Genomic DNA, 14963 nt, shown 5'->3' with positions numbered 1-14963 from the left:
TGGCGGCCGCGCCTCAGCGCGAGGCCAGCTTCATCTGCTCGCCGAAGTGGGCGTCGATCGCCCGGGTGACGGCGCCCATCAGGCGGATTCGGGCGGCCGGATCCCGCAGGCGGGACTCGTCCTCGGGGTTGTTGACGAAGCCCATCTCGAGCAGCACGGCCGGCACGTCGGGAGCCAGCAGCACCATGAAGCCCGCATCCCGGTGGCTGCGGCGCAGCATGGGGGCCTTGCCCTCGATGTTCGAAACCAGGGTCTGGGCGAACACGGCAGAGCTGTTGCGGGTGGCCCGCTGGGTCAGGTCGAACAGGATGTCCCGCACGCCCTGGTCGCCGGCCAGGCTGGCCTTCATGAACCAGTCGTCGCGGCTGACGAACTGGGTCGCCCGCGAGGAGGCCTTGTCCGACAGCGTATAGACGCTGGCACCCTTCAGGTTGGTCTCGGGGGCCGAGTCGGAGTGCAGCGAGATGAACAGGTCGGCCCGGGCGCGCTGGGCCACGCGGACGCGATCCTGCAAGGGCACATAGACGTCGGTCGAGCGGGTCAGCACCACCTTGTAGCGGCCGGTCTTGCCCAGCTGGTCGGCCAGCGTCAGGGCGGCCGCCAGGTTCACGTCCTTCTCCACGCCCGCGACGCCAGAGGCGCCGATGTCGCGGCCGCCGTGGCCGGCGTCGATCACGATCACCTTCTTCAGCGGCATGGCCGGCGGCGGCGGCGCGGCCGCCTTCTTGACCGGCAGGAACTGGTTGCGGATCTGGGCGGGCGCGGAGGCATTGGCCGCCTTGGTCATGGCGACCGGGTTGGCGGCCACGTCGATCACATAGCGGTAGTTGGTCACGCCGTCGGCGGGCGGCAGCAGGAAGCGGCGCTTGAGGCTGGCGTCGCCCGCCAGGTCGAGCTGCAGGCGCGCGCCGCCCTGCGCCTGGTCGATCATCCAGGCGCGCACCACGCCCTTGCCCGCGCCCTGCTGGGTCTGGCCGGCGATAACATTGGGCAGCATGACCACCACGCGGCGGTCGGCCGAGCCGTCCGAGACGATCTTGGCGCTGGTGGCGCCGTCCAGTTCGATGACCAGGCGGGTCGCGACGGAATCACCGCCCATGCGGACCTTGATCAGGCCGGCGGTCTCGGTTGCGGCGTGGCCGACGGCGAACGCGGTCAGGCCCACGGCGACGGCCACGGACGCGGCGATCGCCCGCCCCTTCCCGCTTCCGATCGCCCTCTTGAGCCGCCCCAGCATGCTAAAGCCCCGAAAACACGGAGATTCGCGCAACGCGAACCGATCACCCATATAGGCGGCGGCGTCGTAGACAAAGCGTTAACGAGGTCTTGCCGCCGGGCACGATAGCGTGAGCGCGCGCTTTCCTTTTGATGTCCGGTGTTGCAATGTCGCGCCGCGCGACGTCGGAGCGCCCGATTTGGGCCCGAACGCCACGCGACAAAACCAAGCCGGCGTCGGCTTCGACCGTGTATTCGGTGGCGACGCACCCTCCGATCCGCCTCCTCCGGGATGCGCCTAGGAACACACCCGATGAGCTGCGCAGCTCGAGCCACATCTGGCCCCATGGCCCTCCGAAACGCCGTTCCCGGCGTGTCGGGGGTCTACGCGCGCGCTCGTCCCATAAGCAGGCAGCGCCCGGGCCACGTAGCCCCCGCGCGCCGCGGAGAGACTAATGCCCAAGACTATGTTGATCGACGCAGCCCACGCGGAAGAGACGCGTGTGGTGGTCGTCGACGGGAACCGCGTTGAAGAGTTCGATTTCGAGAGCCAGAACCGAAAGCAGCTTCGAGGAAACATCTATCTCGCCAAAGTGACGCGCGTTGAGCCGTCCCTGCAGGCGGCCTTCGTCGAATATGGCGGCAACCGCCATGGCTTCCTGGCCTTCAACGAAATCCACCCCGACTACTACCAGATCCCGGTCGCCGACCGCGAAGCGCTGCTGCGCGAGGAAGCCGAGGACCACGAGGACGACGAGCGTCCTGTCCGCGGCCGTCGCGGCAACGGCTCCGACGCCGAGGCCAACGGCGACGACGAGGACGACGCCGAGGCCCTGGGCTCGGACGATGAAGACGACGTGATGGAAGAAGAGCTGGCGCGCCGGAAGCGCCGGCTGATGCGCCGCTACAAGATCCAGGAAGTGATCCGTCGCCGGCAGATCATGCTGGTCCAGGTCGTCAAGGAAGAGCGCGGCAACAAGGGTGCGGCGCTCACCACCTACCTGTCGCTGGCCGGCCGCTACGGCGTGCTGATGCCCAATACAGCGCGCGGCGGCGGCATTTCGCGCAAGATCACCACGGCCACCGACCGCAAGCGCCTGAAGAGCGTCGTCTCCAGCCTGGAAGTGCCGCAGGGCATGGGGCTGATCGTGCGCACGGCCGGCGCCAAGCGCACCAAGGCCGAGATCAAGCGCGACTACGACTACCTGCTGCGCCTCTGGGAGAACATCCGCGAGAAGACGCTGCACTCGATCGCACCGGCGCTGATCTACGAGGAAGAAGACCTCGTGAAGCGCACGATCCGCGACCTCTACGACAAGGACATCGACGAGGTCTGGGTCGAGGGCGAGGCGTCCTACAAGGAAGCCCGCGACTTCATGCGCATGCTGATGCCGTCGCAGGCCAAGAAGGTGCAGGCCTACCGCGAGCCGATGCCGCTGTTCGTGAAGCACCGGGTCGAGGACCACCTCAGCCAGATCTACACGCCCGTGGTCCCGCTGCGTTCGGGCGGCTACCTGGTGATCAACCAGACCGAGGCGCTGGTCGCCATCGACGTGAACTCGGGCCGCTCAACGCGTGAGCGCAACATCGAGGCCACGGCGCTGAAGACCAACCTGGAGGCCGCCGAGGAGGCCTGCCGCCAGCTGCGCCTGCGCGACCTGGCCGGCCTGATCGTCATCGACTTCATCGACATGGATGAGTCGAAGAACAACCGCGCCGTCGAAAAGAAGCTGAAGGACGCGCTGAAGGACGACCGCGCCCGCGTCCAGATGGGCAAGATCAGCCCGTTCGGCCTGATGGAGATCAGCCGCCAGCGCCGCCGCACCGGCGTGCTGGAGGGAACGACCCACGTCTGCGAGCACTGCCAGGGCACCGGCCGGGTGCGCTCGGTGGAATCCTCGGCCCTGGCGTCGCTGCGCGCGCTGGAGATCGAAGCCCTCAAGGGCGGCGGCGAGGCCACCCTGCGCGTGCCGCGCGCCGTCGGCCTCTACATCCTCAACGAGAAGCGCGCCCACCTGGCGCGGCTGCATCAGGCGTTCGGCCTGTTCGTCACCATCGTCATCGAGGACGAGATGGCGCACGCCGATCACGTGATCGAGCGCACGTCGATGGAGACCAGCCCCGAGCACGCCCAGGCCCTGCCCGTGGCGACCGCGGCCTATGCGCCGAGCGCCGAGGAAGAAGACGACTTCGACGACGAGGCGTTCGAGGACGAGGAAGAGGAAGAAGACGAAGAGGCCCTCGAGCGCGAGGACACCGACGACGACGCGGCCCACGCCCGCAACCGCGGTGAGGATCGCGAGCGCGACGACGAGGAAGGCGGCCGCCGTGGCCGCGGACGCCGCCGCCGCCGGGGGCGTCGGGGCGAGGAGCGCGGCGACCGGCCCGAGCACACCGAAGCCCGCGGGGAGCCGCGCGGCGACCGCGAGCCGCGCCCGGCTCGCGCCGAGAGCGACGAGGATCGCGACGGCCGCCGCCGCCGTCGGGGCCGCCGCGGCGGACGCCGGATGCGCGACGACTTCCGTCCGCAGGATTCGTTCTCGTGGGTCCGCCCCTGGGTGCCTTACGGCGACGATCCGTTCGTCTGGTACGACCCGGCGGAAGACCTGAAGATCGCACCGCAGGCGCCGGCCGCCGAGGCCGCCGCTCCCGCGCCGCAGGTCGAGCAGCCGTCTGCGGCCCCCGCCACGGCCCGCGTCGCGCGTGACAACGGCAGCGACGACGACATCTGGGTCGAGCTGCCCGAGGTCGAGGAAAAGCCGAAGCGCGCCCGCCGGGCCCGTGGCCGCGGTCGGGGTCGCGACGCCGATGCGGCGGTCGAGGCCGCGCCGTCTCCGGCCGAGGCGCAGGTCGAGGTCCCGGCTCCGCCGCCCGAACCCGAGCCCGAGCCGGTCGTCGTCGAAGCCGAGGCCGAGGCTGCCCCCGCCAAGCCCAAGCGTTCGCGCAGCCGCAAGGCCGCCCCGGTCGCCGCCGAGGCCGTTGCGCCGGAACCGGTCGTGGAGGCCGCCGCTCCGGCTCCGGAACCGGCGCCCGCCGCCGAGCCCGAGCCCGAGCCCGTGATGGCCGCCCCCGCGCCAGCCCCGGCCGAGCCCGATCCGAATGAAATCTCGGGTCCGGCCGCGAAACCGCGCCGAGGCTGGTGGCGCCGCGGCTAGAGCGTGTTGGCGAAAGTGGAAGCCGGTTTCGCCCCGGAGCGCGCTCCAAATAAAACTGAGCGAGCCTGTTTATCGGGTTCAGATGGTCCCATCTGAACCCGACAGGCTCGCGGCCGTGACCATGTGACTGTCCGCGTCCCGCCAAAGCCTTTTCAAGTTTGGCGGGACCGGGCTAGCATCCCATCGGCTGGGGGCGTCGGACTACGAACAGAGTGTCGAGCATGATCTCCCCCTTCCGCTCGGTTTCCCGTCTTGCGCTGACGGCCGCCGCCACGGCGGGACTGGCGCTGAGCGCGGCGCCCGCCTCGGCGCAGTCGCTGATCCGCGACACCGAGATCGAGGAGATCCTGCTCAAGGACTCCGAGCCGATCCTCAAGGCCGCCGGCGTCGATCCCAAGAACGTCGAGATCGTCATCGTCGGCGACAAGGAGCTCAACGCCTTCGCCGGCCCGCGGATCATGGGCTTCAACACCGGCCTGATCCTCGAATCCGACGACCCCAACGAGCTCCAGGGCGTCATCGCCCACGAAGTCGGCCACCTGGCCGCCGGCCACAGCGCCCGCTCGGGCGACATGCAGGCGGCCGGCATGCGGCCGTTCCTGCTGACCATGGGCCTGGGCGTGCTGGCCGCCATCGCCGGCGCCCCCGAGGCCGCCGCGGGCCTGGCCGGCAGCGCCAGCTATTTCGGCGCCCTGGGAGCCATGGGCTACAGCCGCGAGCAGGAGAGCCGCGCCGACCAGGCCGGGGCCACCCTGCTGGACAAGGCCGGCCTGTCGGGCAAGGGCCTCGCCGACTTCTTCGACAACTTCCGCTACCAGGAGGTCTTCGACGAGGCGCGTCGCTACGCCTATTTCCGCAGCCATCCCATCTCGTCCGACCGGATCGAGAGCCTGCGCCGCAAGGTCGAGACCCAGCCCAACTACAACAAGAAGGACAGCCCCGAGGCGATGGCCGAGCACGCGGTCATGAAGGCCAAGCTGGACGGCTTCCTCAATCCGCAGGTGGCGATCGCCAAGTACGACGAGAAGGCTACCGACTATCCGTCGCGCTACGCCCGCGCGATCGCCTACTACCAGCTCAAGGAGCCGGACAAGGCGCTGAAGCTGATCGACGCCCTGCTCGCCGAACAGCCGGAGAATCCCTACCTCTGGGAGCTCAAGGGCCAGATCCTCTTCGAGTTCGGCCGCACCGAGGAAGCCGAGGCGCCGCAGCGCCGCTCGGTCGAGCTGAAGCCCCAGGCGCCGCTCCTGCGCGTCAACCTGGGCCAGACCCTCATCGCGCTGGACGACAAGAAGAAGGTGGCCGAGGGCGTCACCGAGCTGAAGAAGGCCCTCACCCAGGAAGAAGACAACGCCGTCGCCTGGCGCATCCTGGCCGAGGCCTACGACAAGCTGGGCGAGGACGGCCTCGCGCGCCTCGCCACCGCCGAATACAACTTCAACGTCGGCGACAAGCGCCAGGCCCGCGTTTTCGCCATGCGGGCCCGCGAGATGCTGACCCGCGGCACGCCCGAGTGGCGCCGCGCCACCGACATCGTCCTGGTGGCCGAACCCACCCGCGAAGACCTGCGCGACCTGGCCCGCGAGGGCTCGATCGCCGGCAATACGCGTTGAGCCGTCAGGCGCCTTCACCTATCCGGACCCGATGAAGCCGATCCTCCCCCTCGCCGCCCTTTTGACGGCCGCCCTGGCGCTCTCCGCCTGCAACAACAACAAGCCCGCCCAGGCCGACCCAGCGTTCGGCGCCAAGGTGCGCGCCTATCTGCTCGAGCATCCCGAGGTGATCGAGGAGGCCGTGGTCAAGCTGCGCCAGAAGCAGATGCTGGAACAGGCCAAGTCCCAGGCCGGCACGGTCCAGAAGTACCGCCAGCAGCTGGAGCGCGACCCCCGCGACCTGGTGATCAACCCGAAGGGCGAGTTCACCGTCGTCGAGTTCTTCGACTACCGCTGCGGCTACTGCAAGGTGGTTGCCCCCGAGGTGATGAAGCTCATCCAGGAGAACCCGGACGTCCGCTTCGTCTTCAAGGAATTCCCGATCTTCGGCGAGGTCTCGGACACCGCCGCCAGGATGGCCCTGACCCCGCAGGGCAAGGCCAAGGGCATGCAGCTCTACAAGGCCTGGATGGAGGACAAGGGCCTGGACGAGGCCGCCCTCGACCGCCACCTCGCCGAGGCGGGTCTCGACCCGGCCGCCGTGCGCAAGGCCGCCGCCGATCCGGCCATCGCGCAGCAGATCCACGACATCCGCCTGCTGGCCGGCGCCCTGGGGCTGCAGGGCACCCCCGCCTTCGTGGTCGGCGACTATGTGATCCCCGGCGCCGACATCGGCGCCGTCCGCGCGGCGCTCGCCAAGGTCAAGGCCGGCGAGATGAAGCGGCCTTCGGGCTACCCGACGTAAAGATCGAGCTCTGTTATGCTGCCGCCCTCAATCTTGACGGGGAGCGGCATGGTCGAGCGGGTGGTGGTGATCGGCGCGGGGATGGCGGGCCTGTGGGCGGCCATGGCGCTGGCGGGGCCGGACCGCGAGGTCACCGTGCTGGACCGCGATCCGCCGCCGCCGCCCGGCGGTCCCGACACGGCCTTCGACGATTGGCAGCGCCGCGGCGTGGGCCACCTGCGCCACAGCCACGCCTTCCTGGCCCGGCTGCGCACCCTGGTCCGTGACCGCCACCCGGCCCTGCTGCACGCCCTGCATGAGGCCGGCGTGCGCGAGCTGGGCTTCGAGGGCTCCCTGACCCCGAAGCACAAGGAAAAGTACGTCCCCGCCCCCATCGATCAGGACCTCGCCATCCTGACCAGCCGGCGCACCACGCTGGAGCTGGTGATGCGCCGCTACGCCGAGGGCCTGCCCGGGGTGACCATGCGTCCGCAGACGTTCGTCAAGGGCCTGAAGACCGTCCTGGGGTCGCCGCCGCGGGTGTCGGGCGTCGTGCTCGAGGACGGGAGCGAACTCTCCGCCGACATCGTCGTCGACGCCCAGGGCCGCACGTCCCAGTCGCCCGAATGGCTGGCCGACGTGGGCGTGGCCATTCCGGAGACCTCGGAGCCCTGCGGCGTCGTCTACTTCACCCGCCACTACCGCCTGCGTCCGGGCCAGGAGGAGCCGCCGCGCGGCGCCGGCGCCACCACCGGCGACCTGGGCTTCCTCAAGTTCGGCGTCTTCCCCGGCGACAACGGCTGCTTCTCCATCACCCTCTGCGCCCCCGAGGTGGAGGAGGAGATGCGCAAGGCCATCGTCTCGCCCGAGGTCTTCGACGCCATCTGCCGCCAGCTGCCGGGCCTGGTCCCCTGGGTCGACCCCGAGCGCGCCGAGCCGACCAGCCGGGTCTTCGGCATGGGCCAACTGGAGAGCCGCTGGCGCGAGCTGACCCCCGACGGCCGGCCCGCGGTGCTGAATTTCTTCCCGGTGGGCGACTGCGTGGTCCGCACCAATCCGCTCTACGGCCGGGGCTGCTCGTTCGCCGCCGTCAGCGCGCATCTCTTGCTGGACGCCCTGGAGGCCACGCCGGATCCGGCCGCCCGCCTCATCCTCTACCGGGCGGGCCTGGAGCGCGAGCTGCGCCCCTACTACGACGTGATGCGCAAGGCCGACCAGTCCGCCATCCGCCGCGCCCGGGCCGCCCTGCTGCCGCCGAAGAAGCCGTCCCTGAAGGGCAAGCTGGCCAAGAGCTTCCTCGAGGACGGCGTGGCCATCGCCATCCGCGAGGACGTGGAGCTGCTGCGCGCCTTCCTGCGCGGCTTCCACATGCTGGAACATCCGCAGGCCTGGCTGAAGCGACCGAAGAACCTAGCGAAGATCATGCGCGTCTGGGCGCGAGGCAAGGCGGCCAACGCCGACCTCTATCCCGTGCTGGGGGCGCCCGACCGCCACAGGATGCTGCAGGCCGTCGGCGTCTCGCCCACCGCCGACGAGGAGCGGGTCCGGACCGCCGCTTGACCGCCCTTGGGTAAAGGGCGTTGCGTGCCTCCCCAGCATCCGCGGGAGGATCCCATGTCCGAATACAAGCTGCTCATCAACGGCGCCCTGGTCGATGGCGACGCCACCCTCGACGTCGTCAATCCCGCGACCGAGGAGGTGGTGGCCACCTGCGCCCGGGCCTCCAAGGCCCAGCTCGACAAGGCGGTCGAAGCGGCCAACGCCGCCTTCCCCGCCTGGAGCGCCAAGCCGATCGACGAGCGCCGCGCCGTCCTGGTCGCCATCGCCGACGCCATCCAGGCCAACATCGGCGAACTGGCCCGCCTCCTGGTGCAGGAACAGGGCAAGCCGCTGCAGGACGCCATGGGCGAGGTGTTCGGCGCCCAGGCCTTCTTCCGCTACTTCTCCACCCTCGACCTGTCGCCCAAGGTGGTCGCCAACGACGACAAGAGCCGCATCGAGGTGCGCCGCAAGCCGCTGGGTGTCGTGGGCTGCATCGTCCCGTGGAACTTCCCGGTCATGCTGATGGCCTTCAAGGTCCCGGCCGCCCTCCTGGCCGGCAACACCGTGATCGTGAAGCCCGCGCCCACCACCCCGCTCACCGCCCTGAAGCTGGGCGAGTTGATCAAGGACATCGTGCCGCCGGGCGTCGTCAACATCATCGCCGACGCCAACGACCTGGGCGGCGAGCTGACCAAGCACCCTGGCGTGCGCAAGATCAGCTTCACCGGCTCCACCGAGACCGGCAAGAAGGTCATGTCTAGCGCCGCCGACGCGCTCAAGCGCATCTCGCTGGAGCTGGGCGGCAACGACGCCCTGATCGTCATGGACGACGTGGACGTGGCGGCGACCGCGCCCAAGGTGTTCGGCGCGGCCATGCAGAACGCTGGCCAGGTCTGCATCGCGGCCAAGCGGATCTACGTCCACGAGAGCATCTACGACCAGATGTGCGACGAGTTCGCGGCGCTGGCGAAGAACATGGTCGTCGGCGACGGCCTGGAGCAGGGCGTCCAGATGGGCCCGCTGCAGAACAAGCAGCAGTTCGACAAGGTCATGGGCTTCCTCGAGAGCGCCAAGAAGGATGGCAAGGTCATCGCCGGCGGCGGCCGCAAGGGCGACAAGGGCTACTTCATCGAGCCCACCGTGGTCCGCGACATCGCCGAGGGCGCCAAGCTGGTCGACGAGGAGCAGTTCGGCCCGGTCATGCCGGTCATCAAATACTCCGACCCCAAGGACGCCGTGCGCCGCGCCAACGCCTCGGAATACGGCCTGGGCGGCTCGATCTGGGCCAAGGACTCGGAAAAGGCCTGGGCCCTGGCCGAAAGCATGGAGTCCGGCTCGGTCTGGGTGAACAAGCACGCCGACCTCCAGCCCCACCTTCCCTTCGGCGGCGCCAAGTTCTCCGGCATCGGCTCGGAACTGGGTGAGGAAGGCCTGAAGGAATTCACCCAGGTCCAGGTCCTCAACATGGCCCGCTGAGGCGGACCTCCTTCTCCCCTTGCGGGAGACGGTGACAGCCGAAGGCTGACGGATGAGGGGTCGCTCGGCGCTGCCGATGCGGCCCTTTTTCCTTGCGTGGGCCGCCACTGTGCGACCCCTCATCTTGCTCTCCCGCGATATTTCCAGAAAGCTCGACGAGAGCCGCTTCCGCAACGTCGCGGCGCTGCGGGCTCAGGGGCTCGATCCGGTGGCCTGTCCCTATGACGAGGCGCGCGAGGCCGAGGCGGCGACGACGCTGCGCACCTGCGAGGCCGCGCTCGTTTGGGTCAATCCGGTGCAGGACGGTCGTGACCGCCGCGGCCTCGACGCCTCGCTGCGGCGAGGGCCCCCGCCAACCCGCCTGAGGTCCACCACGATGGAGTGTTCCATGACCGACCTTTCAACCGACCGCCGCACCCTGTTCGGGCTCGGCCTCGGCGCAGCCCTGCTCGCGGGCGCCGCAGCCGACGCCGCGGCCGCCGCGCCATCGAAGCCGCAGCCCAAGCCGCTCGGCTTCGATCCCGCGACCATTCCGGGCCTGTCGGAGAAGCTGCTCCGCAGCCACTACGACAACAACTACACCGGGGCCGTGAACCGGCTGGGCGCCATCTCGTCCGAATTCGCCGCGCTCGATCCGGCCTCCGCGCCCGGCTACCGGGTCAACGGCCTGAAGCGCGAGGAACTGATCGCGTGGAATTCCATGCTGCTGCACGAAGTCTATTTCGCCGGCCTCGGATCGCCCGAACGTCCGGGCGCGGCCCTGTCCCAGGCGCTGGAGCGGGACTTCGGCAGCCATGACCGGTGGGCCGCCGAGTTCGCGGCCATGGGCAAGGCGCTGGGCGGCGGCTCCGGTTGGGTCCTGCTGACCTGGAGCCCGCGCGACGGCCGGCTGGTCAATACCTGGGCCGCGGACCACACCATGACCCTGGCGGGCGGCACGCCCCTGCTCGCGCTCGACATGTACGAGCATGCCTACGCCATGGACTATGGGGCCAAGGCCGGCGCCTACGTCGACGCGTTCATGAAGGCGTTCACCTGGAAGGGCGCGAACGCGGCGTTCGCGAAGGCCTGAGCGACGACGCCCCGCAAACCAAGAAGCGCCGGCGGTGAACCGGGGCTTCCAGGTGCTGGGCCGCGAGCCGCGTCAGGCGGCCGCCAGGCTCCGGCGGCGGCGAAGCATGGCGCCCGCCGCGCCGAAGCCCACGATCATCAGGGCCCAGGCGCTCGGCTCCGGCACGCCGGGCAGCGGGTTGTTGATGCAGGCCGCGCAGAAGGCGTCCTTCGCCGCGACGTTATAGGTCAGGCCCGTGCCCGCGTCGTAGATGTCCGCGGTGAACCACCAGCCGCCGTCGTTGGAGAAGAAGTGGTTCCCTGTCCCCAGCGGCAGTTGCAGCTTGCCGTTCGACGGATCCACATTGAAGTCGAGACCCGCGAAGGTCAGGCCCGCCTCGTCGTGAAGGTAGAACTCGAGCGGCCCGCCGATGCCGTTGGCGGCGCCGTTCTTCTCCACCCAGTGCCCCGGCACATAGGCGTAGTCCAGAACCTTGACCTTCTTGGTCGTCGTCTGCGTCTCGTAGATCGGCTTCGACTGGTCGTAGACCGGCTTGTTGTAGTTATAGATCGGCTTCGATTGGTCGTAGATCGGCTTCGACTTGTCGTAGACAGGCTGTCCATTCTTGTCGAGGACCGGCTTGCCGTTCTTGTCCAGCTTCACCGCATAGCCCGAGATCTCGTAGCCTTTGATCTCATAGCCGCTGACCTGATAGCCGACCACGACTTGCTTGGTGGTGGTCTCGTCCTCGAAGTGGAAGCCCGAAACGACGTTCTGGCCCTCCACCCAGTCGCCGCAGCAACCGATCTTGTTCGTGAACGTGCCGAAGGGCGTCGCTTCGAAGGCGCCCGGATTCGACCGCCCGCCGTCGAAGAAGTTCTGGCCCGCCGCATTGACGACGTCGACCGTCGTGGCGCCGACGACGTTGTAGAGGAACGGCTCGTGCGGCCCACCGGTGTTGATGAACAGCGACTTCGGGTTGGTCAGGGACACCGAGACCTTCACGGTCGTGCCGTGATTGATGCCGTCCTCGATCGTCACCACGCCGTAGGGGGTGGCCGACGCGCCATTGGTCCCTTGGTACTCCAAGTTCGAGATCCACACCGTCGCGGCGGCCGACGTAGCGGAGGCCAGCCCGACTGCCGCAACGCCGGCGGCCAAAAACATGCGATACATTGTACTTCCCAGCCTATTCTTGAGTAACTTCTCTGCGGTAGGGGCGGCGCGATCGCAATCTGGCCGGAAGATAGTAGCGGATCGCCTCTCGGGATGTAGAAATCCATGCGTCCCTCAACTTGCAGACGGTGAAGTATTCTTAATTCGTGGCGAACTACTCAAAATGGGGCGCACGGATCACCTCAACTGCTTCAACACGCCGCAGGGTTTTGTGAACCTCGCACGGGGCGGCGAGATGTGCGTCCGTTTCTGACGCACCTCCATGTTTGACTGGCTCCATGTCCATCGAAGGCGACATGCGCGAGCGGCACGGCCGCGTCCTCAGGGAGTTGGCCGAGGCCGGGATGGCCATCGTGCGCCGGCTGAGCGCGGCTATGCTCGCCACCGACGACCTGCAGACCCAGGCGCAGGTCGGCCTCGCCTTCCACCGGGTCTCGCGCGCCGTGCGCCAGACCATCGCGCTGGAGCTCCGCCTGACGCAGGAGCCGCGCCGCGCAGAGCCCGCGCCACGGGCTCCGCGCACGGCGGAGGCCCCGCCTGCTCCCTCGCGCCCACCTCCCGAACGGAAGGGCTGGAGCGAGTATGAACGCGACGATTCCGACGAACCTGATGAGGCGCTGGACGCGCTGGACCTGCTGCTGGACGCCGACGAGCTCGACGTCGAGGCGGTGCGCGAGGCGGTGGAGGCCTCGATGGCTTCCATCCGCAGCGACTTCGCGGCCGACCCGCTGCTGGTGAAGGCGGGTCTCCTCGCCGCCGACGCGGCGCCCGGCGGGCCGCGTCCGCGCCTTCCGGCGGCCGGCCCGGTGGTTCAGGGCCGACGATCCGGGCTCCTGACCTCAGGCGCCTTCGCGAGCCCCGACCTCGAGATATTCTCCGGGTCCGCGAAGGATCTCACCGTCCGGCGCAGCTCCGGCTGATTGCTGCCGTCCCGGACCGCAGCCTCAGATCAATCCGCTGAGCGGCGACGATGGATCCGCATACATCCGCTTGCCCATCCGGCCGGCGAGGTACGCCTCGCGGCCGGCGATCACCGCATGCTTCATCGCCCGCGCCATCCGGATCGGATCCTTGGCCTCGGCGATGGCGGTGTTCGTCATCACGGCGTCGCAGCCGAGCTCCATGGAGACCACCGCATCCGAGGCCGTGCCCACGCCCGCGTCCACCAGGACGGGAACCTTGGTCTGCTCGATGATCAGTCCGAGGTTGAGGAAGTTCTGGATGCCCCGGCCCGAGCCGATCGGCGCCGCCGCCGGCATGATGGCCGCCGCCCCGGCGTCCTCCAGCTTGCGCGCATAGACCGGGTCGTCCGAGCAATAGACCATCACGTGGAAGCCGTCGGCGACCAGCAGCTTCAGCGCCCGCAGGGTCTCTTCCATGTCGGGGAGCAGGTGGGCGGTCTGCGACAGCACCTCCAGCTTCACCAGGTCCCAGCCGCCCGCCTCGCGCGCCAGCCGCAGCGTGCGCACGGCATCCTCGCCCGTGAAGCAACCCGCGGTGTTCGGCAGGTAGGTGAACCGGTCCGGTTTCACATAGTCGGCCAGCATCGGCTGGTTCGGATCCGACAGGTTCACCCGGCGCAGCGCCACGGTGACGATCTCCGCGCCCGCCGCCTCGGCCGCCGCGGCGTTCTGGGCGTAGTCCTTGTACTTTCCGGTGCCGACGATCAGGCGCGACGTGAACGTCCGGCCCGCGACCGACCACGTGTCCCCAGTGTGCGCAGATCCGTCCATCTCAGCCGCCTCCGACAAAAGCCACGATCTCGATCCGGTCGCCGTCGGCGATCGGGGTCTTCCCATAGGCCGACCGGGGCACGATCTCCAGGTTGCGCTCCACCGCCACCTTGCGCGTGTCGAGGCCAAGCGCCGCCACCAGCCCCGCCACGTCGGCGACGCTCTGAAAGGCGCGGGTTTCTCCGTTGATGGTCAGCTGCAAACCGGATGCTCCTGTCGGCGTGCTTGTGACCCGCCCCCGCGCCCGGTACAAGGTCCCGGAATCGACGGCGGAGCTCGATGCCGAAACCGATCTATGTGCTCAGCGGCCCGAACCTCAACCTCCTGGGGTCCCGCGAGCCCGAGATTTATGGCCATCAGACCCTGGAAGACATCCACCGCCTCTGTGAGGCGCGTGCGAAGTCCCTGGGCTATGAGGTCGTGTGCCGGCAATCGAACCACGAGGGCCAGCTCATCGACTGGATCCAGGAGGCTCGCGAAGCCGCCTGCGCCGTGGTGCTGAACCCGGCCGCCTATGGCCATACCTCCATCGCCATCTTCGATGCGCTGAAGACGCTTTCCATCCCGGTCGTGGAATGCCACCTCTCGAACCCCGCCGCGCGCGAGGCGTTCCGCAAGGAGACCTATGTGTCGCTCGCCGCGACCGGAGCGGTCACCGGCTTCGGCGCGAAGAGCTACGAACTGGCCGTCGAGGCCGCCGCGGGCCTGGCCCGCTAGAACAAGACGAAAGATAAGGGCCGTTTCCATGCCGACCTCTCCGAAGGCGCCCGCCGATCCGTTCGACGCACGCCTGGTGCGCAAGCTGGCGGACATCCTCACCGAGACCGGACTTTCCGAGATCGAGGTCGAGCAGGGCGCCCTGAAGATCCGCGTCGCCAAGACCCTCACCGCCGCGGCCGCGCCGGTCCACTATGCGCCGGCACCGGCCCCCGTGGCGGCGCCTGCGGTCGCCGCGCCGGCGGCCTCCGCCGCCCCGGTGGTCTCCACGCCGGCTCGCGCCAGCGGCGACGAGGTGAAGTCGCCCATGGTGGGCACCATCTACCTGCAGCCCAACCCCGGCTCGCCGGCCTTCGTGAAGGTGGGCGACACGGTCGAGGTCGGCCAGACCCTGTTCATCGTCGAGGCCATGAAGACCATGAACCCGATCCCCGCGCCCCGCGCCGGCCGGATCGTGGAGATCCTGGTCGACGACGCCCAGCCCGTGGAGTTCGGCGAACCCCTGGCCATCATCGAGTAGGG

Annotated in this window: 13 protein-coding genes; 9 read left to right on the top strand and 4 right to left on the bottom strand. The window is 69.1% G+C overall.

Going from position 1 to position 14963, the window contains the following annotated elements:
- Positions 1-13 precede the first annotated feature (13 nt).
- Positions 14-1177, bottom strand: a complete 1164-nt coding sequence (locus ACODSY_RS12430; RefSeq protein ID WP_488952060.1) for an N-acetylmuramoyl-L-alanine amidase family protein — start codon at positions 1175-1177, stop codon at positions 14-16.
- Between the two features lie 493 nt (positions 1178-1670).
- Between ACODSY_RS12430 and ACODSY_RS12425 the strand changes: the two genes are divergently transcribed.
- From ACODSY_RS12425 to ACODSY_RS12400, 6 genes are all read left to right on the top strand, one after another.
- Positions 1671-4370, top strand: a complete 2700-nt coding sequence (locus ACODSY_RS12425) for an Rne/Rng family ribonuclease (protein ID WP_488952059.1) — start codon at positions 1671-1673, stop codon at positions 4368-4370.
- A gap of 221 nt (positions 4371-4591) precedes the next feature.
- Positions 4592-5983, top strand: coding sequence for a M48 family metalloprotease (locus ACODSY_RS12420; protein ID WP_488952058.1), 1392 nt, complete (start codon positions 4592-4594; stop codon positions 5981-5983).
- Between the two features lie 31 nt (positions 5984-6014).
- The gene (locus ACODSY_RS12415) at positions 6015-6767 is read left to right on the top strand and encodes a DsbA family protein (RefSeq protein WP_488952057.1); all 753 of its coding nucleotides are present in this window, start codon (positions 6015-6017) and stop codon (positions 6765-6767) included.
- Positions 6768-6782: 15 nt separating this feature from the next.
- A complete protein-coding gene (locus tag ACODSY_RS12410; RefSeq protein ID WP_488952056.1) occupies positions 6783-8306 on the top strand; it encodes an NAD(P)/FAD-dependent oxidoreductase in 1524 nt (507 codons plus the stop codon).
- A 54-nt stretch (positions 8307-8360) separates the two neighbouring features.
- The gene (locus ACODSY_RS12405) at positions 8361-9764 is read left to right on the top strand and encodes an aldehyde dehydrogenase family protein (protein ID WP_488952055.1); all 1404 of its coding nucleotides are present in this window, start codon (positions 8361-8363) and stop codon (positions 9762-9764) included.
- Between the two features lie 109 nt (positions 9765-9873).
- A complete protein-coding gene (locus ACODSY_RS12400; protein ID WP_488952054.1) occupies positions 9874-10836 on the top strand; it encodes a superoxide dismutase in 963 nt (320 codons plus the stop codon).
- Between the two features lie 72 nt (positions 10837-10908).
- Here the strand turns inward: ACODSY_RS12400 and ACODSY_RS12395 are convergent, their stop codons facing one another.
- Complete coding sequence (locus tag ACODSY_RS12395; protein ID WP_488952053.1) at positions 10909-11991, bottom strand: PEPxxWA-CTERM sorting domain-containing protein; 1083 nt, start codon at positions 11989-11991, stop codon at positions 10909-10911.
- A gap of 278 nt (positions 11992-12269) precedes the next feature.
- Between ACODSY_RS12395 and ACODSY_RS12390 the strand changes: the two genes are divergently transcribed.
- Complete coding sequence (locus ACODSY_RS12390) at positions 12270-12911, top strand: hypothetical protein (RefSeq protein ID WP_488952052.1); 642 nt, start codon at positions 12270-12272, stop codon at positions 12909-12911.
- A 24-nt stretch (positions 12912-12935) separates the two neighbouring features.
- Here the strand turns inward: ACODSY_RS12390 and ACODSY_RS12385 are convergent, their stop codons facing one another.
- The gene (locus tag ACODSY_RS12385; RefSeq protein WP_488952051.1) at positions 12936-13724 is read right to left on the bottom strand and encodes a thiazole synthase; all 789 of its coding nucleotides are present in this window, start codon (positions 13722-13724) and stop codon (positions 12936-12938) included.
- Position 13725: 1 nt separating this feature from the next.
- Complete coding sequence (thiS, locus tag ACODSY_RS12380) at positions 13726-13926, bottom strand: sulfur carrier protein ThiS (protein WP_488952050.1); 201 nt, start codon at positions 13924-13926, stop codon at positions 13726-13728.
- 77 nt (positions 13927-14003) lie between these two features.
- On the opposite strand from thiS, the gene aroQ reads away from it, so the two are divergent.
- Both aroQ and accB read left to right on the top strand, forming a co-directional pair.
- Entirely contained in the window at positions 14004-14441 is a 438-nt protein-coding gene (gene aroQ / locus ACODSY_RS12375; protein ID WP_488952049.1) for a type II 3-dehydroquinate dehydratase, read from the top strand.
- Between the two features lie 28 nt (positions 14442-14469).
- Positions 14470-14961 carry an acetyl-CoA carboxylase biotin carboxyl carrier protein gene (accB, locus tag ACODSY_RS12370; protein WP_488952048.1) on the top strand — a complete coding sequence of 164 codons (492 nt, stop codon included), beginning with the start codon at positions 14470-14472 and terminating at the stop codon, positions 14959-14961.
- The last annotated feature ends 2 nt before the right edge of the window (positions 14962-14963 follow it).

The organism is Phenylobacterium sp. FG114, assembly GCF_057809855.1.
The sequence above is the reverse complement of the archived record's forward strand: the minus strand, read 5'-3'. Positions and strand labels throughout refer to the sequence as shown.